The following is a 21783-nucleotide window of genomic DNA, read 5'->3' on the forward strand; positions in this document are numbered from 1 at the left end:
ATGCTTTAAGCTTTATGCGTTAAGCAATAGGCTTTGTTATTTATATTTCTTAGTATTAAATGTATATCCAATTCCCCCCATGATTTGTCCGAAAACAAAATCCTGTTGAGCTTTGTCTGGTTTGTTATTTAATGTGGTTTTGATATCCCACATATTGATGTAACCCGCTTTTCCTTCTAATCTTACCATTATATGGTTCCAAAGTACTAAGTTAAGACTGGCTCTTACATCGGTTCCCATACCTGCAACGTGGAAACGGTCACTTCTTTCATTTCCAAAAAGTTTTACATTACTTTTTGGGAACATAAATCCAATACCGGCACCATAAGACCAAACCAAATCAACATTTTTCTTATTGATAATACTTTGGTACTTTTCAAGACCTAGGTTTTCATAGTTAAGGCCGTCTGTATGTTCAAAAGTAAGGAACTTCTCATCTGCAAGGTTCACCTGCCCGTTTTGTACCATAGCAGCATATTCAGGGTCTGAGATATGTCCTTTAAAATTAACGGTTTGATCTTGATCCATCACATACTTCATGTGGTCAATCCCTAGAACAAGCGCTAAATTATCTTTAATAAAATATCCTATTCTGAAATTATACTGTGTTACAGTAAACCAACTTGGATCAAAATAAACAATACCGAATTTGGTAGGTCTATCCTGAGCCGTTACATTATTCAGTTGGAAATCATATCCATTTCCTTTAAAACGAATATCCGAATTACTGAACGCTGCTCTGTTCCATCCATAAAAAGCGAACATCTGACCTTTTTTGCTTAAAGGCTCTGGTTTCTTAGAAACAGGAGTTTTAAACAAGTCTGCATTATTTTCTACTAGTAAAGAATCTTTTTTCTGTCCGAAAACAAAACTCGACATCATTAAGCCGACAACCAATAACTTTTTCATTTTACCTATGCATTCTTTTCAACAGCTGGGATAGGATCTGCATAATGTGCCAATCCATAATTTTGGGTCTGAGATAACTCAGGGTTTTTCACGTGCCACTCAAATTCGTCTCTGAAGTGACGGATTGCTGCTGCAACAGGCCATGCTGCTGCATCTCCTAATGGACAGATTGTGTTTCCTTCGATTTTTCTTTGGATATCCCAAAGTAGATCGATGTCTTCCATTTTTCCTTCTCCTTTTTCAATTTTCTTAAGGATTTTGTACATCCATCCTGTACCTTCACGGCAAGGTGTACATTGTCCACAGCTTTCGTGGTTGTAGAATCTTGCTAAAGTCATCGTGTGATCTACAATACACTGGTCTTCATCCAAAACGATGAAACCTCCTGATCCCATCATTGTTCCGGTAGCAAAACCTCCGTCAGCTAATGATTCATAGTTCATATATCTTGGCTCCCCGTTCACAGTTCTCAACAATAAATTTGCTGGAACGATTGGAACAGAACTTCCTCCAGGAATACAAGCCTTTAATCTTTTTCCGTCTTTAATACCACCACAGTATTCATCAGAATAGATAAATTCTTCTACAGTGATCGTCATATCGATTTCGTATACTCCTGGTTTGTTGATGTTTCCACAAGCAGAAATCAATTTAGTACCTGTAGATCTGCCTACACCAATTTTAGCATACTCAGCACCTGTAATATCAATGATTGGAACGATTGCTGCAATAGACTCAACGTTGTTTACCACCGTTGGCCTCTCCCAAAGACCTTTTACAGCCGGGAATGGCGGTTTTAATCTTGGGTTACCTCTTTTTCCTTCAAGGGATTCAAGCAATGCAGTTTCTTCACCGCAGATATATGCTCCACCACCTCTCTGTACATAGATTTCAAGATCGAAACCCGTTCCTAAAATATTTTTACCTAAAAACCCTGCTGCTTTAGCTTCTTCAATAGCTTCTTCAAGGATATCCGGAATCCATGAATATTCTCCACGGATGTAGATATAAGAAGTATTAGAACCTAAACAGTAAGATGAAATTAGCATTCCTTCAATCAGTAGGTGAGGAAGGAATTCCATCAGATATCTGTCCTTGAATGTTCCAGGCTCAGATTCATCCGCATTTACGACAAGGTGTCTTGGAACGCCTTCCGGTTTTGCCAAAAAGCTCCATTTCATCCCTGTTGGGAATCCAGCTCCACCACGACCTCTTAATCCTGAAGCTTTTACTTCTTCAAGAATTTCGTCAGGAGTCATCTTCAAGGCTTTTTCAGCTGCAGTATAACCTCCTTGTTTACGGTAAGTTTCAAAGTAGCGGATGCCTTCTATATGTGCGTCTTTAAGTAAAAGTTTTTTACTCATTGTTTATTATGCTTTTAGCGTTCAGCTATTGGCTTGTGGCTTTTAGCTTCTTGCTATTTTTAATGTGTTAAAATTTATTTAGTCTAAAGCAAGTTGTCCCTGTCTGCAAAGATCAAGGATTTCGTCTACTTTTTCTATCGTTAAATTTTCATGAAAGAACTTACCAAGCTGCATCATCGGTGCATAACCACATGCTCCAAGACATTCAGCTGGTTTTAGAGTGAACATACCATCTTCAGTAGTTTCTCCATCCTTAATGTTCAGTTTCGTTCTGATATGGTCAAGGATCTTTTCGCTTCCACAAACCATACAAGGTCCTGTTCTGCAAACTTCCAAAACATATTTACCTACCGGCTTCATGTTGAACATGGTATAGAAAGTAGCCACTTCATATACTTCGATTGGTTTGATACTTAATAGTCCGGCAACATAATCCATCACAGGAACGTCTAACCATCCTCCGAATTCTTTCTGTGCCAAGTGAAGTACAGGAAGAAGAGCAGATTTCTGTCTTCCTTCAGGATATCTTGCGATAATTTTGTGTACCTGTGCTAAACTTTCCGGTTTAAAAGCTATTGTTTCGCTCATTTTATTATATAGATTAAAGAACAAAGAACCAAGAGAAAAGACTTTTTGATTCGTGATCTAAATTCAATTTTATTTAATTTGAAGAAAGTCTTTATTCTTTCTTCTTTTATCTTTTTGTCGGTTATATTATGCGTCTAATTCTCCCGCAATAATATTCATACTACACATCGTTACAATGGCGTCTGAAATTACAGAACCTGTAATCATTTCAGGATATGCCTGATAGTAGATGAAACATGGTCTTCTGAAGTGAAGTCTGTATGGGCTTCTTCCTCCATCGCTCACAAGATAGAACCCTAATTCTCCGTTTCCACCTTCTACTGCATGGTAAACTTCTCCTTTCGGTACATCAGTTTCTCCCATTACAATTTTGAAGTGGTAGATCAGAGCTTCCATTTTCTGATATACATCTGCCTTTTCAGGAAGATAGAAATCAGGAACATCCGCGTGGAATGGTCCTTCCGGAAGGTTTTCGTATGCTTGTTTGATAATTTTAATGGATTCCCAGATTTCCTGTTGACGAACCATGAAACGGTCGTAAGTATCTCCTGAAGTTCCCACAGGAATAATGAAGTCGAAATCTTCGTATGAGGAATAAGGTTGTGCTACTCTCACATCGTAATCTACACCTGCTGCACGTAAGTTAGGACCAGTGAAACCGTAGCTTAATGCTCTTTCGGCAGAAATAGCTCCTGTACCGATGGTTCTGTCCATGAAAATTCTGTTTCTTTCTAATAGTGTACAAAATTCTTTGAATCTTGGTGGGAAAGTCTTTAAGAAGTCTTTCAGTAACTCATGGAATTTAGGAGTAAAATCTCTTTCAAATCCTCCAATTCTTCCCATGTTAGTCGTCATCCTTGCTCCACAGATCTGCTCATACATATCATAAATACGTTCTCTTTCGATGAACATATAAGTAAGACCTGTAATAGCTCCTGAGTCCATTCCGGTTACCCCGTTACAGATCAGGTGGTCACCGATTCTTGCCAGTTCCATAAGGATAACACGCATATAGTCTACACGCTTAGGAACTTTAACACCGATCAGCTTCTCTACTGTCATGTGCCAACCTAAATTGTTGATGGGTGCAGAACAGTAATTCATACGGTCAGTAAGGGTAGTGATCTGAGAATAGTTTCTTCTTTCAGAAATTTTCTCAAATGCTCTGTGGATATATCCTACTGTTTGCTCAGCGTGCAGGATTCTTTCCCCATCCATCGTTAAGATATTCTGGAAAATCCCGTGAGTAGCAGGGTGGGTAGGTCCTAAATTCAGGGTATATAATTGCCCGTCAATCTGTTCCTTACTTTCGTACTGGTTTAGTATATTAGATAATGAGTTATCTTTCATAATTTAAATGCTTTAGGCTATAGGCTTTAGGCTTTAAGCATATCGCTTACTGCTTACTGCTTATTGCATTATTTTTATCTTCCGAACATTTGATCATCCTTGTCTGTTCTTGTACCATCTTCAAGGCGATATTCCTTCAACATTGGGTGGTAGCCAAGATCTTCCATATTCAAAATAGGTCTAAGATCCGGGTGTCCTTTAAATTTAATCCCATAAAAGTCATACGTTTCTCTTTCCATCCAGTTTGCTCCGGCATATAGATCCGTAAGAGAATCTACTTCGATGTTTTCTCTGGACATGAAGATCTTCAGACGTAATCTGAAGTTAGCCATCATGTTATGCAGATGATAGACAACACCTATTTCCTTTTCCGGGAATTCAGGATAGTGAATTCCACATATATCTGTAAGGAAGTTGATTTCCAGTGTTGAATCTTTAAGATAATGAATGATCTTTTTGATATCTTCTTTCTTCACTTCAATGGTCAACATTCCATAGGGTTCTGAACTTGAAATGACAGATTCCGGAAATTCTCTGGTGATTGCTTCTAATACAAATTCGTTTGTCATTTCCGTTTAGTTGCTTATATTGTAAGAATCTAATAATTTCTGATATTCAGGCATGTCTCTTCTTCTGATGCTTTCGCTTTCTGCAAGAGCCTGTACCTGCATTACTCCTTCAATAATCTGTTCTGGTCTTGGAGGACATCCAGGAACGTAAACATCTACCGGAATAATTTTATCAATTCCCTGAAGTACAGAGTACGTGTCAAAAATACCACCGCTGGAAGCACAAGCTCCAACAGCTACTACCCATTTTGGTTCAGCCATCTGAGTATACACTTCTTTTAGGACTGGTCCTAATTTCTTTGATATAGTTCCGCAAACCATCAGCATATCTGCTTGTCTTGGAGAGAAAGAGTTTCTTTCCATTCCAAATCTTGAAGCATCATAAGTAGGGTTCAGGGTAGCCATAAACTCAATACCACAACAAGAGGTTGCAAATGGCAATGGCCAAAGCGAAAACTTTCTTGCCATTCCGATTACACTGCTCAGTTTTGTTGCGAAAAACCCTTCTCCTTCATATCCTTCGGGAGCAGGTGCATCTGTTCTTATTACTGGTTTTTTATCTGACATTTTAGTAAATATTTAAAGATTAAAATATTTAAAGATTAAAAAAATAAGACCTTCACAATCTTTAAATTACTTAAATAAATTCAATCTTTTAATGTTAAAATTTATTTATCCCAATCGAGTGCACCACGTTTCCAAACATAGAAAAACGCTACGAAGAAGATCGCAACGAACGTAAGTACAGCCAAGAATCCTTCCATACCGAATTCTCTGAAGTTTACCGCATAAGGATAAAAGAAAACGATTTCAATATCGAATAGTACGAACAATACCGCAGTCAGGAAGTATTTGATAGAAAATGGTGTTCTTGCATTTCCCTCACTAGGAACCCCACATTCCCAACTCTGGTTTTTTACAGAATCTCCTTTTTTCTGTTTTGGACCTAAGAAATGTGCTCCAAGTAATGAAACAGCGACAAATCCTACTGCTACACCTGCCTGGATAAGGATTGGAATATAACTTTCAGGTAAATTCATTTTTGCATTATTATCTCAATTTGCAAATTTAACGAATAAACAAGAAAGCATGAAATTTATCAGCTTAAAAGTCGGATGAAAATAGAGAAAACCTACAATTTAGAATCAATAAAAATAACGAGTTATTTCTTCATTTTTTTGAGTAGAGAGTAAGCCATAAACGCAATATATCCAAAAAGAAGACTCGCAAAAACAATGTTGATCACTGTATTTGTTCTGTTGTCTTCTGATTGCAGAAAGAAGTTGTAAACGATAAATCCTGCGATTAAAACAGCGAAAATGATAAGTTGTGGCTTCATGAGGTAAGGGTGTTTGAGGGTGGGAGAGTTTTAGAGTGAATGAGTGAGATTGTACTCGGTCATTATTATCATTTATCATTTATCATTTATCTCAAGTGAGTATGTTCTTCTTCTCTTATGATTCACAGGGTTGTAATCCTGCCATAAAAGTTGAATACTTTTATTTTCTTCTAGCTCAGGATTCGTTTCCAGATATTTAACTCCCTTTTTTCTGAATATTTTCCAAATTTCTTTGAAAATGATAGAGGTAACTCCTCTTCTTTGATAGTCAGGATGAATACCGATCAAATAGAAATTGGCTCTGTCGTTTTTTCTACCTGCCTTTAAAAAATGCCACCAACCAAACGGGAGTAGTTTTCCTCCGGATTTTTGCAATGCTTTGGAATAAGAAGGCATCGTAATCGCAAAAGAAATAAGATGATTGTTTTCATCCACGATGCAAACAATGAAGTCTTTGTCAATAAGTTTAAAGTATTTTTCTTTATATGTTTTACGCTGTTCGTCAGAAATAGGAGTGTAAGTGGAAAGATGCTTGTAAGTTTCATCTAGAAGATCAAACATAGGATCCACATATTGGATAATTTCTTCCTTATTATTAAATTTTAAAACTTTCAGTTTGTATTTCTGAGAAATAAGTTCGTTGAACTTGTGGATCTTTTCCGGTAAAACCTCTGGAAAAATAATTTCAAATTCCACCCATTCTTTTTCTTTTACCAATCCCAGTTTTTCAAGATGTTTTGGATAATAATCATGGTTGTAGATACCAATCATGGTAGCCAGTTGATCAAAACCTTTAATCAGCATTCCGGCTTTATCAAGATTGGTGAATCCCATTGGCCCTTCAACCTTATCAATATTTTTTTCTTTTGCGTAATCAACCGCTTTCTGAATTAATGCCTGTGAGATTTCATCATCATCAATGAAATCTATCCATCCAAAACGTACTTTACGGATCCCTAATTCTTTTTCCTCCTTATGGTTGATAAGAACTGCAATTCTTCCTACAATTTTGTCATTCTTGTATGCTAAATACTGTTTCGCTTCAGAATATTGAAGAGCGGGATTTTCATCAGCATTCCAGACGTTGATTTCGTCATTGATAAAGGATGGAACATAGTACGGGTTATTTTTGTACAGATCCATAGGAAATCTTACGAATTGCTTGAGTTGGCCGGGAGTTTTTACTTCAATAATTGAAACTGTTGACATGTTTTTTGAGAGTAATTTGAGGACAAATATAAATAATAAAATCGTATACTTTGGCACAGTTTTTATATCATTATGCTTAAAAATTGAACACAAAATCTAAATAAAATGACGGGTTATTATATCATTATTGGTATTTCAATGCTGGTGAGCTGGTGGGTTTCATCCAGGTTGAAGTCAAAATTTGAATATTATTCCAATGTGCATCTTCGAAACGGCCTTTCGGGGAAAGAAGTAGCGGAAAAAATGTTGAGAGATAACGGGATTAATGATGTTCAGGTAATATCAGTTCCCGGACAGCTAACGGACCACTATAATCCGGCAGATAAAACAGTAAATCTTTCTGAAGGGGTGTACATGCAGAGAAATGCAGCGGCAGCAGCTGTTGCAGCTCATGAATGTGGACATGCCGTACAACATGCAGTAGGTTATTCCATGTTGAACTTACGTTCAAAATTGGTTCCTGTTGTTAATATAAGCTCTAATTTGATGCAGTTTGTTCTTATTGCAGGGATTGCGATAATGGCAGCCACCAGAACTGTGGATAATCCTAATGGAAATACTGCCATCCTTGCCATTGGAGTAGCGATGTTTGCAGTGACAACATTGTTTGCTTTTGTAACTTTACCAGTAGAGTATGACGCTAGTAACAGGGCAATGAAATGGCTTAAAGATACAGGTACTGTAACTACTGAAGAATTTGTAGGAGTTCAGGATAGCTTAAAGTGGGCTGCAAGAACATATGTTGTGGCAGCTTTAGGATCTTTAGCCCAACTTCTTTACTGGGGATCTTTGCTTCTTGGTGGAAGAAGAGATTAATCTTGAAATTCAAATGAAATATACAGCATCTCAGATATTTTCTGAGATGTTTTTTTATGAATACATGTTAATCATTGAATTCAAATGAAACATGCTGCATCTCTGATAGTTTTTCGGAAATACTTTCTTTTTGAGCCAGTTTTAATGAAGCAGTTAGAATACAATTTTCGTTGGCATCGAAATTTAAAACCTTAGCATCATATTTTGAGAGTAAAGTGAAAATAATGTTTTGCTGATTAAAGTTGAACTGAATTTCAATTTCTGTTTCCAATTCTCTGGTAACAATATGGGCTTCTTCTAAAGTGATCTTGGCAGATTCTTTATAAGCTTTTACTAAACCTGAAACCCCTAGTTTTGTTCCGCCATAATAACGAACTGAAATAACAAGTACATTGGTTATTTCATTGGCTAATAGTTGGTTGTAAATAGGAAGTCCGGCACTTCCTGAAGGTTCGCCATCATCATTAGCTCTGTAATTTTCGCCGTTCAAACCCATTCTGAATGCATAGCAATGGTGTGTCGCTTTTGGATGTTCTTCCCTAATCTTTTCCAATGCGGCTTTTAATTCCTTTTCATTGGTAACCGGGAAGGCAAATCCGATAAACTTGCTTCCTTTTTCTTTTAATAAAGTATTTTCTATGGGTTTTTCTATGGTTTTGTACTCGAACGTCATTCTGTATTCCGGCTTTAATGATGCAAAAATATTAAATGATTTAGGATTCTGCATTATCATCATAAATTAAGCCGTCAAATTTTGACGGCTTATATCTATTTTGAATGTAAAAATTAACTCTTTAAATTCCATCACCGCAAAGGTCCATTGGAATCAGGCACATATAGCTTGTTGGGCCACAGAAATCTTCTGGACACTTATCTCTGCATCTTGTAGGCTGCCCGTTAGGTAATGTACATGTTACAAAAACAGCACCTCCTTCGATTGTTCTTAACCCGGCTCGGGATAATTTTTTTAAATTTTTCATGGGTAATATTTTTAGTTTGATTAATTTGTACGATATAATAATATTAGCATGGAAAAGATCCATCTGGCCAAGGCGGCGGGCAGCTCATGCTTGATGGTGTTGCACAGCAATGTTGTAATGAAGGCGGGTAAAATGAACAGCATTCAGGGGCAATACCTCCTTTTATTTTTTTTAAGTTCTGTCTTGAAATTTTCTTTACATTTTTCATGGTATTATTTTTTTGGATAGTACTAAGGTAAGAATTTATTTCATTCAAGAGTGATAAATTGGCTTTATTTTGATTTGAAAAAAGAAATGATATTATCTCTGTAGTTTTCTGTTTTGTAAGGAATAAGGTTGAATTCTGGCGCTTTTGTACCATTTTCCAGTTTCAGATTTTCATTTTTAATAACAATAGCTTCATCCCAGAGATCTGCATCAATAAACTGCTGTAAAGTGAAACAACCCCCTTCAATAATAACTGACTGAATCTGTTCTTTGTATAAAGCCTCCATCAGATCAGGAAGGAAGTTTTCTTTTTTGATTTTTATAAATTGTACCTGTCCATCCGTCTCTTCTTTTATAGAATTAAAAACCAATGTTCTGGCTTCGTTATTGAAAATCTTAAAGTTATTCGGAACCTTTAGGTCAAAATCAATTAAAATTCTGACAGGATTATTTCCTTCTACATTTCTTACACTAAGGCTTGGGTTATCATTCAAAGCAGTTTGTGTTCCTACTAAGATGGCATGTTCATCAGCTCTTAACTGGTGAACAAATTGATTGACCAAAGTGTTTGAAACCGCAGTTGGTTTGAAATCCTTATCTAAAAAAACATCACCCGATTCTGCCCATTTCAGGATGATGTAAGGTCTTTTCTTTTCATGGTAAGTGAAAAATCTTTTGTTCAGCTCAATACATTCTTTTTCTAGAATTCCTGAAACAGCTTCTATTCCCGCATCCTGAATGATCTTTTTCCCCTTTCCATTGACCTTGTCATGAGAGTCCATCGCACCAATAACTACTTTTTTAAAACCCAGTTCTTTAATTTTTAAAGCGCATGGGGGAGTTTTTCCGTAATGAGCACAGGGTTCCAGAGAAACGTAAATCGTTGATTCCGGAATCAGGCTTTTGTCTTTAACAGAATTGATGGCGTTGATTTCAGCATGATTTTCTCCTGCCTTATGATGATAACCTTCACCAATGATTTCATTATTGTGAACAATCACACTTCCGACAAGAGGATTTGGATAAGTACTGCCCAGGGCTTTTTGAGCCAGCTCAATACATCTTTTAATATATAATTCGTCGTTATTCATATTTATAAAAAGAAAAAGCGAAGACAAATTGCTTTGCTCCGCCCTTATTTATTGTGTTAAGATTTATTCTCCTGCAATAATACTGTGGAGATTTTGCTTTAAAGTTTCCAGATGAGCTTTCTTTTCATCAATAGTGTTGTATGTATCCCTTAACAGAGGATTTTCCCTTGATGGTTTATTGAAGAATGAAAGGTTGTTTTCAAGTTTAACGATTTCAGCTTCAAGATCAGAGATCTGATTTTTGATCTTTCTTGCTTTGTCGGTAAGCTGGTTTTCTGATAATCCTTCCTCTTTCAATTCAAGTTCATTGATCTTATTGATCTTCAATTTCTCTCTTAAAGTCTTATTGAATTCAGAGTTGATGGCAATTTTATCTCTTGGAACTTTTCCAATATTATTCCAGGCTGTTTTGATTGCTTCAATTTTTTCGATGCTGCCTTCGTCATTGGAAACGGTTTTCAATTCGTCAAGAAGGGCTTTCTTGTTTTTGTAATTTTCTTTCCAGTTATCAGTAGAAGTATTGCTCTTTTCTCTGTAATTGTTAAAGAAGGCGTTACAAGCGTCGCGGAATTCATCCCAGATCTTATTGGTCATGCTCTTTGGAACGTGTCCAATTTTTTTCCAGTCTTCCTGAAGTTTTTTGAACAATGGAACAGCAATATCCCATTCTTCGTTATTCTGATTATCCTGAGCCGTCTGGATCAATTTTAATTTTTCTTCCAGATTAGCCTGTTGAGAACCTTTTAAAGATTTATAATAATTGTTTTTAGTAGTATTAAATCCTCGAAGGGTTGTTTTGAAATCATTCCAGTTTTGATTGGAAAGTTTTCTAGGAACGCTTCCGGTTTTTAGGAAATCAGAACGTAAATCTTCAACTCTTTTGATAGAATTCTGCCAATAGTTGTGATTAGGCGTTTCAGAAGGTTCTGAAAGTTTTTTGATTTCAGCGATAATCTGAGTTTTCTTTTCAAGATTGGCAGCCTGCTCTTTTTCGATGGATGCAGAAAGTTCAGATTTTCTTTCGTGAATTTTATTGGAAATTTCTTTGAATTCTTCCCATGTTTTTTCACGGAACTCTTCAGCTACAGGTTCGGCTTCTTCTTTCCAAAGTTTATGAAGATACTGAAGCTCATTTAATGCCTTTTGAATAACAGGTTCGTTTTCGAGTTCCTGGGCACGGGCAATAATGTGCTGTCTTTTCTCAAGATTGTGGCTGTATTCCTGCTCCAAAAATTCCTTATTCAGATCCAGCATTTGATAAAACTGGTTCAGATGATGGAAATAATTATTGTTAAGGATTTTGAATTCAGATTTGGCAACCTGTCCGGCTTTTGACCATTCTTCTTTAATTTCACGGATAGATTTGAAAAGATTGGTTCCCGGTTCGGAATTGGTATATAGATTTTTTAACCTTTCAATAATACTTTGACGGTGTTCCAGGTTTTTCTTCTGTTCCTCTTCCTGGCCTTTTTGGAATTGGTCGTGTTTTTCTTTGAAAATATTGACCAAAGCAGAGAATTTCGCCTGTGAAGGGTGTTCATAACTGAATGTTTCAGCAGCATTCCCTGCTTCTACAAACTCGTGCTTTTTATCTTCCACTTCATCATGGATGTGATGACTTGCTTTTTCTTTTAGCTGATTGAATTTTTTAGAATTCTCACCGGCATCAGGTGCATTGATGAGTTTTTCCATTTCCTTCAGGGCATCAGCCAGAGAAATCTCAACATCTTCATGTTCTTCCAGGTGTTCAGCATCATCTTCATGAGGGGGTGCATCATGAGAAACTGTGTTTTCTGATGTCTCCTGAGATACTTCATTAGGATTTTTCTTTTCTTCGTTTTCAGAAAGATTGTTTTCTGTAGTCATAGCAAATCTTTTATGTGAGTGGCGTTAATATCCTTTAAATATAGCTGTAAGGCCAATTAAAGTACTAATTTATGTTATTTTTTTTGAAAATTCCAAATTTCCCAAGCTTTTTCTGCTTGCTGTTCAAGCATATAGTAACCGTTTACTGTTTTTGCTCCTTTTTCAGAAGCATTAAGGATAAATTGGGTGTAGTTGGGATTGTAAATTAAATCAATAATTAAATGTTCTGGGGAAAGTGCATCAAAAGGAAAGGCCAGACAGTCTTCAATATTCGGAAATGTGCCTACCGGTGTACATTGAATAATAATTTGGTGCTCCTGAACAGTTTCTTTATCCAGATTTTCAAAATTGATTTCTGTACTTCTTGAAATGGTTTGGGATGGAATATTAAGTTTGTCTAAAACATATTTCACCGCTTTTGCTGCGCCTCCATTTCCCAGGATTAACGCTTTATTCTGGGATGGTTTTTTGTGAAGGAGAAGGGTCTTTTCAAAACCAAAAGCATCCGTATTATATCCGGTTTTTTTACCATTTTGGATTAAAACACAGTTTACAGCCCCTATTTTTGCAGCTTCATCACTTAATTCATCAAGATAGCTGATGATTTGTTCTTTATAAGGGATGGTAACATTAAAGCCTAGTAATTCGGGGGAGGAGAAAAGGTTTTCTACTTCATTGATTTCACTCAAATCAAAAATATCATAGGAAAAACCTTTAAGCATAAGCTTTTGGAACTTATTTTCGAAGAATTTTTTAGAAAAAGAGTAGGAAATATTTCGTCCTATTAATCCTAATTTTTTATTGGAATCCATACATCAAAATTAAAAAAAAGACCGGATAAATCCGGCCTTTAGTTTGAAATATTTTTTAATAATTATTCTACGATAAATTTGGTAGAGAAATTATCTGTTCTTAAGATGTATGTTCCTTTTACTAAACCTTTAAGGTTGATTTTATTTGAGTTTTTGAAAGGATTGGCAATGGTTTCAATTACTTTTCCTGAAAAATCATAGATTTCAGCTTTTGAAATTTTGCTCAGGTTTTCACCTTTTACAAACAGTTCATTGTTTCTTACCGGATTAGGGTAGATGGTGAATTCTGATTTATCTTTCTTAGTTTCAGAAGTTGCTAATGTTCCGTTGTAACATGTCCAGCTTAGGTCATCCAAAGCAATTCTTGGTCCATTTTGGCTTGTAATAGGGTTCGTAATTTTGATTACAACATTTCCGCTTACATTGATATTGTTAATGGTTGTGGTTGTTGTATTACCCGCTATTGCACTGTAAGGAATTGTTCCTACAAGAACATTATTTACGGTTACGTTTAACACTCCTGGGCCAGTTCCGAATTTTAACGAGGTTGTTAGAGTTAGGCTTTGAATTCCTCCCGAGATAGATGAACTGGATAAGTTTCCTACCCTTAATGTAACCGCCTTACCATTAATAGTCTGGTCTGTTCTGGCATCAGTTGCAGTCCAGTCTATACTATTATTTGTCCATGTTCTGGTTGCATATGAAGAGGCTTGGAATGAGCCATTCTGCATTGTTGAGAAGTCTTCAGTTCCACAGCTTCCGCCACCTATAGGTCCGCCAAGAGTAGTTGCTGAAGCAATCGTACTTTGTTGTGAAGAGTTTCCGGCAGCATCTTTAGCAATAACATAGAATGAATACTGTGTAAGAGGTAATAATCCGGATACTGTAGCTGTAGTTGATGTTCCAGATACAGTAGATTTAAATGTATTATTTACATAAATATCATAACCTGTTACTCCAACATTATCTGTTGATGCAGTCCAGCTTAATGAAATAGAATTTGAAGTTGGATTGTTTGTCGTTAAATTGGTAGGTGTTGTAGGAGCTTGGTTGTCAACTGCCGCAGTTCCCCAAATTAAGTCTGCATAAGCAGGATTATCAATGAATGGGTTTCTGTTTCCCTGGAATGTAAAGGCAGCATTATTTCTATTTATTTCTTCCGGAGATACAGGGTCCATAGCATTCCATGCTAAAAGCTGTTGAAGTTCCCATTGTTGTAGTCCCGGAAAAGCAGATCCGCCAAGCAAATTACCAGTACTGAATGTAGAAAGTTTATCTTCATATCTTGTTACAAAATAAAAGATCATTCTGGCAACATCTCCTTTGAATGCATCGATAGGCTCAAATACTGTTCCTCCATATCCTGCAGATACTGAGTTACCTAATTTAGAACCATTATCGGATGTATAAGTAGCATTACCTACTTTACCGAAAGGATAATTAGATCTCATCCCATTTACCTTGCCATCTGTAGGGCGGATAAAGTGAATATCAGCAACCATTGGGGAAGCTTTATTAAACAAACTTTGAGGAACAATGTGCTCTCTGTTATAGCAATCACCCTCATTAGAATAGGTTCCGCATTGACCACTGCCTACAGTGAAGTTATATGGATCTGGTCCATTAGGCTTTTCAGAGTAGATATCTAATATCGTTCCATCATTTTCAAAATTAGTGTTTGTATCACGATCTGTTGTATAATAGGCTGTCCATAAACCTCCATATCCCTTATCCAGGTGACCGAAAGTAATGATTCCTTTAAGAGCTGTTTTAAGAGGCGCTCCTGTTAAACCCGCTGCTGCATCATAATAACCAGCAGGTGCTTGAGCAAATGCATTGATGAATGCAAAGCTTAGTAGAAAAAAAGATAAAATTCGTTTCATTTTTTTAAAATTGGGGCGTAAAGGTACAAAAAAATGAAACCGGAAAAGGGTTTTGGTGTTAAATCTATAAACTTAGTATGTTAATTTTTAGTAATATAGTCTTTACTGATCTTTGAGAAGAACCAAGAAATGGCAATCCCAAAGATAGAAGCAGTAAGAGCAACAATAAGATAATTTTTACCTACTATTTTGACAGGGAAGGGTAATACTTCATTGGCTCTGAAGAATTCTGTGTAAAGCTGGAAATAGCATAAGGCGGTTCCAAAAATTAATCCGGTGATTACTCCGGAAACTACAATAAGAATTCCTGTATAAAAATAAGTCCTCCTTAGATGGCTTAAAGGAAAGCCTAAGGAAATAAGAGATTTTGCCTGTTCTTTTTTATCAAGCTGTAAGATAATGATCGCTCCGGCAAGATTAAAGGTGGTGATGAAAATAACCAATGCAAAGATCAGGTAGATAAACAGCTTTTCTGTATTAATCATTTTCCAGAAAGCGGCATTTTCCTCTTCTTTTGTTTTTATTTCAATGTTTTTACCAAGAGAAGAGAGTAGGTTTTGTTTTACAGCATCAGCATTTTCCGGATTTTTTAATTTAATAACAATCTGATACGCTGAATTTTTGGGAAGACTTAATAATTCTTCGGCAAGTTCAATAGGAGAGACAATATAGTTGTCAAGCTGATCTTTTCCTGGGAAAACACCGGTTACCAGAATATCTCTTTTGTTGTAAATGTCTTCCTCTTTGCTAATGATCCCAGTTCCTGGTTTCGGCATGAAGATGGTCGCGTAATGATTGGAAGAATCTACCGGAATAGATAGTCTGTTGTCAAGACTGTTTTCCATCAATACTTCATTAGAGTATTTGAAACTTGGATACGTTCCGTAGAATATCTCTTTATTGATAGGATTTACTTTGATATATGCAGAATCAACACCGCGTAAAAAGGCAATATCGCCTTTTCCGTTAAAACTGATGTATACCTTTTCTTCAATAATGCGGGAATAGCTGCTTATATCTTTATTATTGCTTAAAACCTTGTTAACCTGATCCAGATTTTTAATGGTTTTACCTGATGCGCTTTTTAAGGTCAGGTCAGCATGAAGGTTGGAGATTAAGTCTTTATTCAGGTCTTCAAGTCCTGAAAAAACTGAAATAATAACGAACATTGCAGCCACAGCAACCGTCATAGCACCTACTGCCAGCCACGTAATAAATGTAACAGCGGTACTGCCTTTTTTTGCCAAAAGGTATCTGGATGCTATGTAAAATGCAATATTCTTCAAGATCTATAAAACAGGATTGTCACCTTCGCCTCTTAATTCTCTATCCAGTCTTTCTACGTCATCAAGCGCAGTATCTAAGTAAAAGTTAAGCTGCGGAATGATGCGGACCTGTTTTGCCATTTTCTGGCCGATAAAATTTCTGTATTGAGGTTTGTTTTCTTCAATTTCCTTCATGACCGCTGTACGGTGTTCCTGAGGGAAAATACTTAAATAAATTTTAGCAATCCCTAAATCTGCCGTTACTTTTACATCTGAAACGGATACCAATATACTTTGTTTGCTGTCAGCAGCCTGTTTGCGGAAAAGTTCTGCGAAGTCTTCCTGAATGATCTGTGCTACTTTTCTTTGTCTGTTACTTTCCATAATTTCTGCAAATTTACTACTTTTGTTTGAATTGATACTTTGAAATTCAGCTGTAGTATCAAATTTACAAATTAATTATATTTATTAGTATTTATGAAACTAGAACATATAGGTATCGCTGTAAAGTCTTTAGGGGTTTCTGATGAACTTTTTGCTAAATTATTAGGAAAAGAATCCTATAAACAAGAAACTGTGGAAAGGGAGGGAGTGGTAACTTCTTTTTATGAAACCGGAGAAAGTAAAATAGAGCTTTTGGAAGCCAGCAATCCTGAAAGTCCAATCTCAAAATTTATCGAAAAGAAGGGCGAAGGCATCCATCATCTTGCTTTTGGGGTTGAAAATATCCTGGAGGAAGTAAAAAGATTAAAAAAAGAAGGATTTCAATTTATCTCCGAAGAACCGAAAGAAGGTGCTGATAACAAATTAGTTGTATTCCTTCATCCAAAGTCAACAAACGGTGTGTTGGTAGAACTTTGCCAAGAAAAGCAATAAAAAATTTTGTAGTGAAAGAAATTTTACTATTTTTGCAAACACAAAATTTAACCAAGTTTTGAGGTCCTATAGCTCAGTTGGTTAGAGCACCTGACTCATAATCAGGTGGTCCCTGGTTCGAGCCCAGGTGGGACCACAATTAAAATCAAGCACTTACAGAAATGTAGGTGCTTTTTTATTTTGTCAGGTGAAACATAGGAGAAACATTTGTATTTTTGACTATGGCTGATAATAAATTATTATTCTTCAAAGAAATTGAAGATTGCCTTACTTCTGAAGGTATTACAAAATCCCAAATTAACTTTACAGAATCCTTTTACAAATATGGAATTAATTATACTCATATTGAAGAAAAAGGGGATGATATTATTTTACATTTCTCAAATGATAGTTGTTCATCTTGGCTGTCTAACTTTGAAAAAAATATTGGAGAACTGTTTGAGAAAGCTAAACTTCTAATGGAGGAAGCTTATATTAAAGAAGAAATCAAAGGCTTTAAAGGCTATGTTGAAAAATCCTTGAGCAATATATTAAGATTAGACACTTATGGTTTCACTAAAAAATATATAGACAAACTGATTAATTTTTTCCAGACCAAGTACAATTTTGAAATTTCTATTGCTTCCTTTGTTGTTAATCAAAAAGTTAATCCATACCTAAGATTAAAAGGAGGACTTAGAAAATCTGATATTACTAATCTGTATAATTTAAGTGTTGATGATTATATTGAATATGAAAATTTGGATGTAAATGACTTCTTTAATGTGCTGTCAGGTGATAGTAATAAAAATATAATTTTTAAATGTTCAACAGCAGAAATGGTAGAGTATATCAGAAATTTATTGCTAATATTAGAAAAAGGGAGAATAAAAAATATTGAACTATCAGGACTTTTTTATACATCAGGCAATAACATTCTAAAAGTTAATAATTATCAAAGATACAAAACCAGCAATAAAAAATCAGGAATAACCTTATCTCCAGATTTGTTGGATTTCTTTACCAAGCTACATAATAAACTACAGTAATAGCAAGTAATATTACTTTAATATTATCCACTTCTTACAATTTGAGAAGTGGATTTTTTCGTGCTACTACCTTTGTCACCACAAAATGTAAAACAATGAATAAAACTGAAAAAAACATTTTGAGTTTCAAAGAATCTATTGAATTTATGGATGTCAGCAAGTCGTTCTTGTATAAATTGACATCAGAAGGCAGAATCAACTTCTTCAAACCTAATAATGGTAAAATCTACTTTAGAAAAGAAGATTTGGAGAACTGGATGATGCAGAATGAGATGAAATCTGTTGAAAGTTTAGAAAAGCATTTATTAACTAAAAATTTTAAATCTAATGGAAAGACAAACTAAAACACCATTAATTCCTAACAAAGTTTATAAGAATTTACCACGTATCCTCAGAGATGTTACTGGAGATTTTTCAGGTAGGGAGAAGGATATGCTTCTTACATCATCTTTAGGAATATTAAGCAGTTTATTACCTAATATCTATGGATATTATAACTCTGATATCGTTTATCCTAATCTAAACACATTTATAACTGCACCTATTGCATCAGGTAAAGGAGTTATAATGAAAGCTAGAAGTTTAGTAGATTTTACTAATGAAGCTATCATCTCTGTATCTACCTCAAATTATGAATTTGAAATGAAGCGTGATAATAAAATGGTCACACCATGTTTTGATTTAAAGATTTTGCCTGTAAATATTAATAACAAAGATTTTTACAGGTTTATGAGTAAAACTGATGGAGGATTATTGATTATAGAGTCAGAAGCAGATGTGATTAAAGTTATGATGGATAATTTCTCTCATATACTTAAGAAAAGCTTTCAGCATGAACCAATATCTTTGAAGGAGGAAGATTTTTATAAAAGCATTGAAAAACCTAAACTTTCACTAGTATTAAGTAGTACCCAAGAGCAGTATAAATTTATAATGAATTCTAGAGGAAATGGTTTAGCGTCAATATTTCTTACTTATTCTTTTGATGAGGTTACTAAATTTAAAGATGTTTTTGCTAATAGAGACAAAAATAAGAAAGAAGTATTTGAACATTATTCAGAAATGTTGGAAGAAAAATATTCTTTTTTGAGATTTGGAGATAAAATAGAATTTGAATTGACAGAATATCAAAAAAGAATTTTTCATCAGTATTTTCAGGATAAGCAAGCTTATATACTGAATAAAGAATATTTAGATTTTACTTCTCATAATAATAGATTAGCATTCATGTTCTTTAAATTATGTATGATAATTTCTGCTTTAAGATTTGTAGAAGAAAGAATAGATCCCAGTAAATTAGTTTGTACAGATGCTGATTTTCATAACTGCTTAAAATTAATAGAAATTTATTTTGAACATTCTTTGTATAATTTCAAAAATTTAGATTAAAAAAATAATCTAACGTCTTAAGCCTGTCTATTTCAGGCAGGCTTTTATTACCCAATTAAATTTAGAAAATGAGTAACCATGCAACAATAAAAGTTGTTATGGGTAGTAAACCTTTGTCTGATGGTCAGTATCTGGTTTACTTGCGTATAACAAAAAATAGAAGAAAAAAAGAAATCTCAATTGGTTTAAAAGGTTTTAAAGAACACTTTGTTAGTGAACAGTTTATAAAGCCTCATCCTAACTTTAAAATTGAAAATGTCTTTATTATAAAACAAAAACATGAAGCGTTAAGTATAATCAGAAATTTTCAGCTTAACGATGAAGATTTCACCCTAGAATCTTTTGAAAGAAAATTTAGGGGAATACCAGAAACCAATGATAATTTTTTTGACTTTACAGAAGAAATTATTAAAGAAATGGAACAGTCAGACAGATTAGGAAATGCAAGAGCTTATAAAGAAGCAAAAGAATCTCTGGTAAAATTTATAAATGATAACCATCCAGGCAAAACAATAGTTAAATTCAAAGAATTGACCCCAGAGTTACTTGAAAAATATGAAGTATATATGCGTTCAAGAGGAAATGAAAATGGAGGAATGGCTTTCAAGATGAGGCAAATTAGAGCAATATTTAATAAAGCTATTAATAGAAAAATCATATCACAGGATATTTATCCCTTTAAATACTACAAGGTTTCCAAGCTCAAAGCAAAACCCAACAAAAGAGCATTGACAGTAGAAGATTTTAAAAAGTTGAAAGATGTTAATTTGTCGCAGTTTCCCCATCTTATGGAAGCATACAATTACTTTATGTTTTCATTTTACACAAGAGGGATGAACTTTGTGGATATGATGTACCTTAAAAAATCAGATATAGTTAATGACAGATTATATTATACCAGAGCCAAAACCAAAGGCAGGTTTAATATAGAAATTGTTGATAAGGCGCAGGAAATTATTGATTTTTATAAAGATAAAACCCATAATACTTCTTATGTATTCCCAATACTGTTAAGTGATGATATGACACCAAAACAGATTGAATACAGAAAGCATAAAGTTTTAAGTCGTTATAATAGAAAATTAGGAGAGATAGCTAAAATTGCAGGTGTTGAATCTCATGTAACCTCTTATGTAGCTAGACACAGCTTTGCAACCATCCTTAAAAAGAAAGGAACAAGTACAGATTTGATTTCTGAACTGATGGGGCATTCTAATGTACAAATAACTATGACCTATCTAAAAGATTTTGATGATGAAGAACTGGATAAAGCTAACAGAACATTATTAGATTTATAGATTAAGATTAAACTTAATCTGAAAAAATAGAAGTACCCTTATGTAATAAAATTAAGAAAATTCTTAATTTCAATTTTTACAAATTTTTAACTCATTAATATTATGAATGAATTCCCTTTAGAAGAGGATTTTCATAAAGAAAATGGGATTGAAAGTAATCTTCCTTGTCAAAAGTTACCTGGAGAATATAGTGAAGATTTTGAAGAGAGGTCTGAAAAAATAGAACTCTACAATCACGACATTACTTTTGAAGAAAATTTCCAAGAAAACAACAATCCAAAGTACACTTTAGTAAAAGTTACAAAAGATGGTAACATGGTTGTTGAAAATAATACGCCATCATTAACACCTTTTGACAAGATTGTAGTCAATATGAATGTATATGATTATTCTGCATTTGAGAATTATATGATAGATTATGATACAATCTTTGGAACAAGATTTCTATCCTTTATCAAGTATGACAGCAGTTTCTTTGTTTGTGATGAAAGAGTATTTTTTGAAGCACTTATTATTAAATACAAAAAATCAGACTTTAGCTCATTTTACTGGTCCAAAGAAAGAATATTTAATGAATTAGGTATCAAAAAAGACAGAGCAGAAAAAATAATCAGCAGATTTAAGGACTTAGGAATTATTTCTGTTGAGAAGAAAACAAGAACATTTGAAGGAAAACCACAGCAGGTTAATTACTTCTTTTTACATCCTGAAAAAGTTATTGAACTACTCCCTAAAATATTTGGAGAAGAAGAGTGCATTTTTCCATTGCACAGAGACATTCAAAGATATCTTAAACCTGGGCTAAAGAAAAAGGCAGGTAACAAATGACAATAGCCAGTTTTCCCCAATGGAGGATTTCCCCCAATAAAAGATATTATTAAAAAGATTATACAATATCTTTTATTTGAGGATTTCCTCTAATGGGTTTACTCCTCTGCATCGTG

General features: G+C 34.6%; 25 protein-coding genes and 1 tRNA gene. 8 read left to right on the forward strand and 18 right to left on the reverse strand.

Annotated features, from left to right (window positions below; all coding sequences use genetic code 11):
- Window positions 1-36: 36 nt before the first annotated feature.
- The 9 genes from AC3HD6_RS19740 to AC3HD6_RS19780 form a co-directional block, all read right to left on the reverse strand.
- The gene (locus tag AC3HD6_RS19740) at window positions 37-909 is read right to left on the reverse strand and encodes a hypothetical protein (RefSeq protein WP_068939951.1); all 873 of its coding nucleotides are present in this window, start codon (window positions 907-909) and stop codon (window positions 37-39) included.
- Window positions 910-914: 5 nt separating this feature from the next.
- A complete protein-coding gene (gene nuoF / locus AC3HD6_RS19745) occupies window positions 915-2273 on the reverse strand; it encodes an NADH-quinone oxidoreductase subunit NuoF (protein WP_045492881.1) in 1359 nt (452 codons plus the stop codon).
- Window positions 2274-2351: 78 nt separating this feature from the next.
- Window positions 2352-2861, reverse strand: a complete 510-nt coding sequence (locus tag AC3HD6_RS19750; protein ID WP_068939949.1) for an NADH-quinone oxidoreductase subunit NuoE family protein — start codon at window positions 2859-2861, stop codon at window positions 2352-2354.
- A 126-nt stretch (window positions 2862-2987) separates the two neighbouring features.
- Complete coding sequence (nuoD, locus tag AC3HD6_RS19755) at window positions 2988-4211, reverse strand: NADH dehydrogenase (quinone) subunit D (RefSeq protein ID WP_047096007.1); 1224 nt, start codon at window positions 4209-4211, stop codon at window positions 2988-2990.
- A gap of 74 nt (window positions 4212-4285) precedes the next feature.
- Window positions 4286-4780: an NADH-quinone oxidoreductase subunit C gene (locus AC3HD6_RS19760; RefSeq protein WP_488897891.1), complete on the reverse strand. Its 495-nt coding sequence runs from the start codon at window positions 4778-4780 to the stop codon at window positions 4286-4288.
- A gap of 6 nt (window positions 4781-4786) precedes the next feature.
- The gene (locus AC3HD6_RS19765) at window positions 4787-5347 is read right to left on the reverse strand and encodes an NADH-quinone oxidoreductase subunit B (protein WP_002983540.1); all 561 of its coding nucleotides are present in this window, start codon (window positions 5345-5347) and stop codon (window positions 4787-4789) included.
- Window positions 5348-5448: 101 nt separating this feature from the next.
- The gene (locus tag AC3HD6_RS19770; RefSeq protein ID WP_045492896.1) at window positions 5449-5820 is read right to left on the reverse strand and encodes an NADH-quinone oxidoreductase subunit A; all 372 of its coding nucleotides are present in this window, start codon (window positions 5818-5820) and stop codon (window positions 5449-5451) included.
- A gap of 122 nt (window positions 5821-5942) precedes the next feature.
- Window positions 5943-6119, reverse strand: a complete 177-nt coding sequence (locus AC3HD6_RS19775; RefSeq protein WP_488897892.1) for a hypothetical protein — start codon at window positions 6117-6119, stop codon at window positions 5943-5945.
- Between the two features lie 75 nt (window positions 6120-6194).
- Window positions 6195-7328: a GNAT family N-acetyltransferase gene (locus AC3HD6_RS19780; RefSeq protein WP_488897893.1), complete on the reverse strand. Its 1134-nt coding sequence runs from the start codon at window positions 7326-7328 to the stop codon at window positions 6195-6197.
- Between the two features lie 105 nt (window positions 7329-7433).
- Here AC3HD6_RS19780 and AC3HD6_RS19785 point away from each other — a divergent pair, with 105 nt between their 5' ends.
- Window positions 7434-8144 carry a zinc metallopeptidase gene (locus AC3HD6_RS19785; protein WP_488897894.1) on the forward strand — a complete coding sequence of 237 codons (711 nt, stop codon included), beginning with the start codon at window positions 7434-7436 and terminating at the stop codon, window positions 8142-8144.
- Between the two features lie 67 nt (window positions 8145-8211).
- Here the strand turns inward: AC3HD6_RS19785 and AC3HD6_RS19790 are convergent, their stop codons facing one another.
- The 9 genes from AC3HD6_RS19790 to rbfA form a co-directional block, all read right to left on the reverse strand.
- A complete protein-coding gene (locus tag AC3HD6_RS19790; RefSeq protein ID WP_488897895.1) occupies window positions 8212-8871 on the reverse strand; it encodes an IMPACT family protein in 660 nt (219 codons plus the stop codon).
- A gap of 67 nt (window positions 8872-8938) precedes the next feature.
- Window positions 8939-9124, reverse strand: coding sequence for a bacteriocin-like protein (locus AC3HD6_RS19795; protein ID WP_488897896.1), 186 nt, complete (start codon window positions 9122-9124; stop codon window positions 8939-8941).
- Window positions 9125-9167: 43 nt separating this feature from the next.
- Window positions 9168-9332: a bacteriocin-like protein gene (locus AC3HD6_RS19800; RefSeq protein ID WP_488897897.1), complete on the reverse strand. Its 165-nt coding sequence runs from the start codon at window positions 9330-9332 to the stop codon at window positions 9168-9170.
- A gap of 64 nt (window positions 9333-9396) precedes the next feature.
- Window positions 9397-10422: a bifunctional diaminohydroxyphosphoribosylaminopyrimidine deaminase/5-amino-6-(5-phosphoribosylamino)uracil reductase RibD gene (gene ribD, locus AC3HD6_RS19805; RefSeq protein ID WP_488897898.1), complete on the reverse strand. Its 1026-nt coding sequence runs from the start codon at window positions 10420-10422 to the stop codon at window positions 9397-9399.
- Between the two features lie 63 nt (window positions 10423-10485).
- Window positions 10486-12288 carry a DUF349 domain-containing protein gene (locus tag AC3HD6_RS19810; RefSeq protein ID WP_488897899.1) on the reverse strand — a complete coding sequence of 601 codons (1803 nt, stop codon included), beginning with the start codon at window positions 12286-12288 and terminating at the stop codon, window positions 10486-10488.
- Between the two features lie 74 nt (window positions 12289-12362).
- The gene (locus tag AC3HD6_RS19815; RefSeq protein ID WP_488897900.1) at window positions 12363-13100 is read right to left on the reverse strand and encodes a shikimate dehydrogenase family protein; all 738 of its coding nucleotides are present in this window, start codon (window positions 13098-13100) and stop codon (window positions 12363-12365) included.
- A 62-nt stretch (window positions 13101-13162) separates the two neighbouring features.
- The gene (locus AC3HD6_RS19820) at window positions 13163-14983 is read right to left on the reverse strand and encodes an endonuclease (RefSeq protein WP_488897901.1); all 1821 of its coding nucleotides are present in this window, start codon (window positions 14981-14983) and stop codon (window positions 13163-13165) included.
- A gap of 80 nt (window positions 14984-15063) precedes the next feature.
- Window positions 15064-16269 (reverse strand): ABC transporter permease, encoded by a 1206-nt coding sequence (locus AC3HD6_RS19825; protein WP_488897902.1) that lies wholly within the window; start codon window positions 16267-16269, stop codon window positions 15064-15066.
- Between the two features lie 3 nt (window positions 16270-16272).
- The gene (gene rbfA, locus AC3HD6_RS19830) at window positions 16273-16632 is read right to left on the reverse strand and encodes a 30S ribosome-binding factor RbfA (RefSeq protein WP_068939931.1); all 360 of its coding nucleotides are present in this window, start codon (window positions 16630-16632) and stop codon (window positions 16273-16275) included.
- A 93-nt stretch (window positions 16633-16725) separates the two neighbouring features.
- Here rbfA and mce point away from each other — a divergent pair, with 93 nt between their 5' ends.
- From mce to AC3HD6_RS19865, 7 genes are all read left to right on the forward strand, one after another.
- The gene (gene mce / locus AC3HD6_RS19835) at window positions 16726-17124 is read left to right on the forward strand and encodes a methylmalonyl-CoA epimerase (protein WP_047095995.1); all 399 of its coding nucleotides are present in this window, start codon (window positions 16726-16728) and stop codon (window positions 17122-17124) included.
- Between the two features lie 62 nt (window positions 17125-17186).
- A tRNA-Ile gene (locus AC3HD6_RS19840) sits at window positions 17187-17260 on the forward strand.
- A gap of 85 nt (window positions 17261-17345) precedes the next feature.
- Window positions 17346-18152 carry a hypothetical protein gene (locus AC3HD6_RS19845; RefSeq protein ID WP_488897903.1) on the forward strand — a complete coding sequence of 269 codons (807 nt, stop codon included), beginning with the start codon at window positions 17346-17348 and terminating at the stop codon, window positions 18150-18152.
- A 95-nt stretch (window positions 18153-18247) separates the two neighbouring features.
- Window positions 18248-18496 (forward strand): helix-turn-helix domain-containing protein, encoded by a 249-nt coding sequence (locus AC3HD6_RS19850; RefSeq protein WP_089796271.1) that lies wholly within the window; start codon window positions 18248-18250, stop codon window positions 18494-18496.
- Entirely contained in the window at window positions 18480-19541 is a 1062-nt protein-coding gene (locus tag AC3HD6_RS19855) for a DUF3987 domain-containing protein (RefSeq protein WP_488897904.1), read from the forward strand. Before AC3HD6_RS19850 ends, AC3HD6_RS19855 begins: the two co-directional genes overlap by 17 nt.
- Window positions 19542-19609: 68 nt before the next feature.
- Window positions 19610-20839 (forward strand): phage integrase SAM-like domain-containing protein, encoded by a 1230-nt coding sequence (locus tag AC3HD6_RS19860; protein WP_488897905.1) that lies wholly within the window; start codon window positions 19610-19612, stop codon window positions 20837-20839.
- 102 nt (window positions 20840-20941) lie between these two features.
- Window positions 20942-21667, forward strand: coding sequence for a hypothetical protein (locus AC3HD6_RS19865; RefSeq protein WP_488897906.1), 726 nt, complete (start codon window positions 20942-20944; stop codon window positions 21665-21667).
- Window positions 21668-21783: the final 116 nt, after the last annotated feature.

This window comes from Chryseobacterium sp. II3a (assembly GCF_057815135.1).

Excerpts from the sequence above, each read along its gene's own strand:
- AC3HD6_RS19740 (WP_068939951.1), bottom strand. The coding sequence starts at position 909 with ATGAAAAAGTTATTGGTTGTCGGCTTAATGATGTCGAGTTTTGTTTTC.
- nuoF (WP_045492881.1), bottom strand. The coding sequence starts at position 2,273 with ATGAGTAAAAAACTTTTACTTAAAGACGCACATATAGAAGGCATCCGC.
- AC3HD6_RS19750 (WP_068939949.1), bottom strand. The coding sequence starts at position 2,861 with ATGAGCGAAACAATAGCTTTTAAACCGGAAAGTTTAGCACAGGTACAC.
- nuoD (WP_047096007.1), bottom strand. The coding sequence starts at position 4,211 with ATGAAAGATAACTCATTATCTAATATACTAAACCAGTACGAAAGTAAG.
- AC3HD6_RS19760 (WP_488897891.1), bottom strand. The coding sequence starts at position 4,780 with ATGACAAACGAATTTGTATTAGAAGCAATCACCAGAGAATTTCCGGAA.
- AC3HD6_RS19765 (WP_002983540.1), bottom strand. The coding sequence starts at position 5,347 with ATGTCAGATAAAAAACCAGTAATAAGAACAGATGCACCTGCTCCCGAA.
- AC3HD6_RS19770 (WP_045492896.1), bottom strand. The coding sequence starts at position 5,820 with ATGAATTTACCTGAAAGTTATATTCCAATCCTTATCCAGGCAGGTGTA.
- AC3HD6_RS19775 (WP_488897892.1), bottom strand. The coding sequence starts at position 6,119 with ATGAAGCCACAACTTATCATTTTCGCTGTTTTAATCGCAGGATTTATC.
- AC3HD6_RS19780 (WP_488897893.1), bottom strand. The coding sequence starts at position 7,328 with ATGTCAACAGTTTCAATTATTGAAGTAAAAACTCCCGGCCAACTCAAG.
- AC3HD6_RS19785 (WP_488897894.1), top strand. The coding sequence starts at position 7,434 with ATGACGGGTTATTATATCATTATTGGTATTTCAATGCTGGTGAGCTGG.
- AC3HD6_RS19790 (WP_488897895.1), bottom strand. The coding sequence starts at position 8,871 with ATGCAGAATCCTAAATCATTTAATATTTTTGCATCATTAAAGCCGGAA.
- AC3HD6_RS19795 (WP_488897896.1), bottom strand. The coding sequence starts at position 9,124 with ATGAAAAATTTAAAAAAATTATCCCGAGCCGGGTTAAGAACAATCGAA.
- AC3HD6_RS19800 (WP_488897897.1), bottom strand. The coding sequence starts at position 9,332 with ATGAAAAATGTAAAGAAAATTTCAAGACAGAACTTAAAAAAAATAAAA.
- ribD (WP_488897898.1), bottom strand. The coding sequence starts at position 10,422 with ATGAATAACGACGAATTATATATTAAAAGATGTATTGAGCTGGCTCAA.
- AC3HD6_RS19810 (WP_488897899.1), bottom strand. The coding sequence starts at position 12,288 with ATGACTACAGAAAACAATCTTTCTGAAAACGAAGAAAAGAAAAATCCT.
- AC3HD6_RS19815 (WP_488897900.1), bottom strand. The coding sequence starts at position 13,100 with ATGGATTCCAATAAAAAATTAGGATTAATAGGACGAAATATTTCCTAC.
- AC3HD6_RS19820 (WP_488897901.1), bottom strand. The coding sequence starts at position 14,983 with ATGAAACGAATTTTATCTTTTTTTCTACTAAGCTTTGCATTCATCAAT.
- rbfA (WP_068939931.1), bottom strand. The coding sequence starts at position 16,632 with ATGGAAAGTAACAGACAAAGAAAAGTAGCACAGATCATTCAGGAAGAC.
- mce (WP_047095995.1), top strand. The coding sequence starts at position 16,726 with ATGAAACTAGAACATATAGGTATCGCTGTAAAGTCTTTAGGGGTTTCT.
- AC3HD6_RS19845 (WP_488897903.1), top strand. The coding sequence starts at position 17,346 with ATGGCTGATAATAAATTATTATTCTTCAAAGAAATTGAAGATTGCCTT.
- AC3HD6_RS19850 (WP_089796271.1), top strand. The coding sequence starts at position 18,248 with ATGAATAAAACTGAAAAAAACATTTTGAGTTTCAAAGAATCTATTGAA.
- AC3HD6_RS19855 (WP_488897904.1), top strand. The coding sequence starts at position 18,480 with ATGGAAAGACAAACTAAAACACCATTAATTCCTAACAAAGTTTATAAG.
- AC3HD6_RS19860 (WP_488897905.1), top strand. The coding sequence starts at position 19,610 with ATGAGTAACCATGCAACAATAAAAGTTGTTATGGGTAGTAAACCTTTG.
- AC3HD6_RS19865 (WP_488897906.1), top strand. The coding sequence starts at position 20,942 with ATGAATGAATTCCCTTTAGAAGAGGATTTTCATAAAGAAAATGGGATT.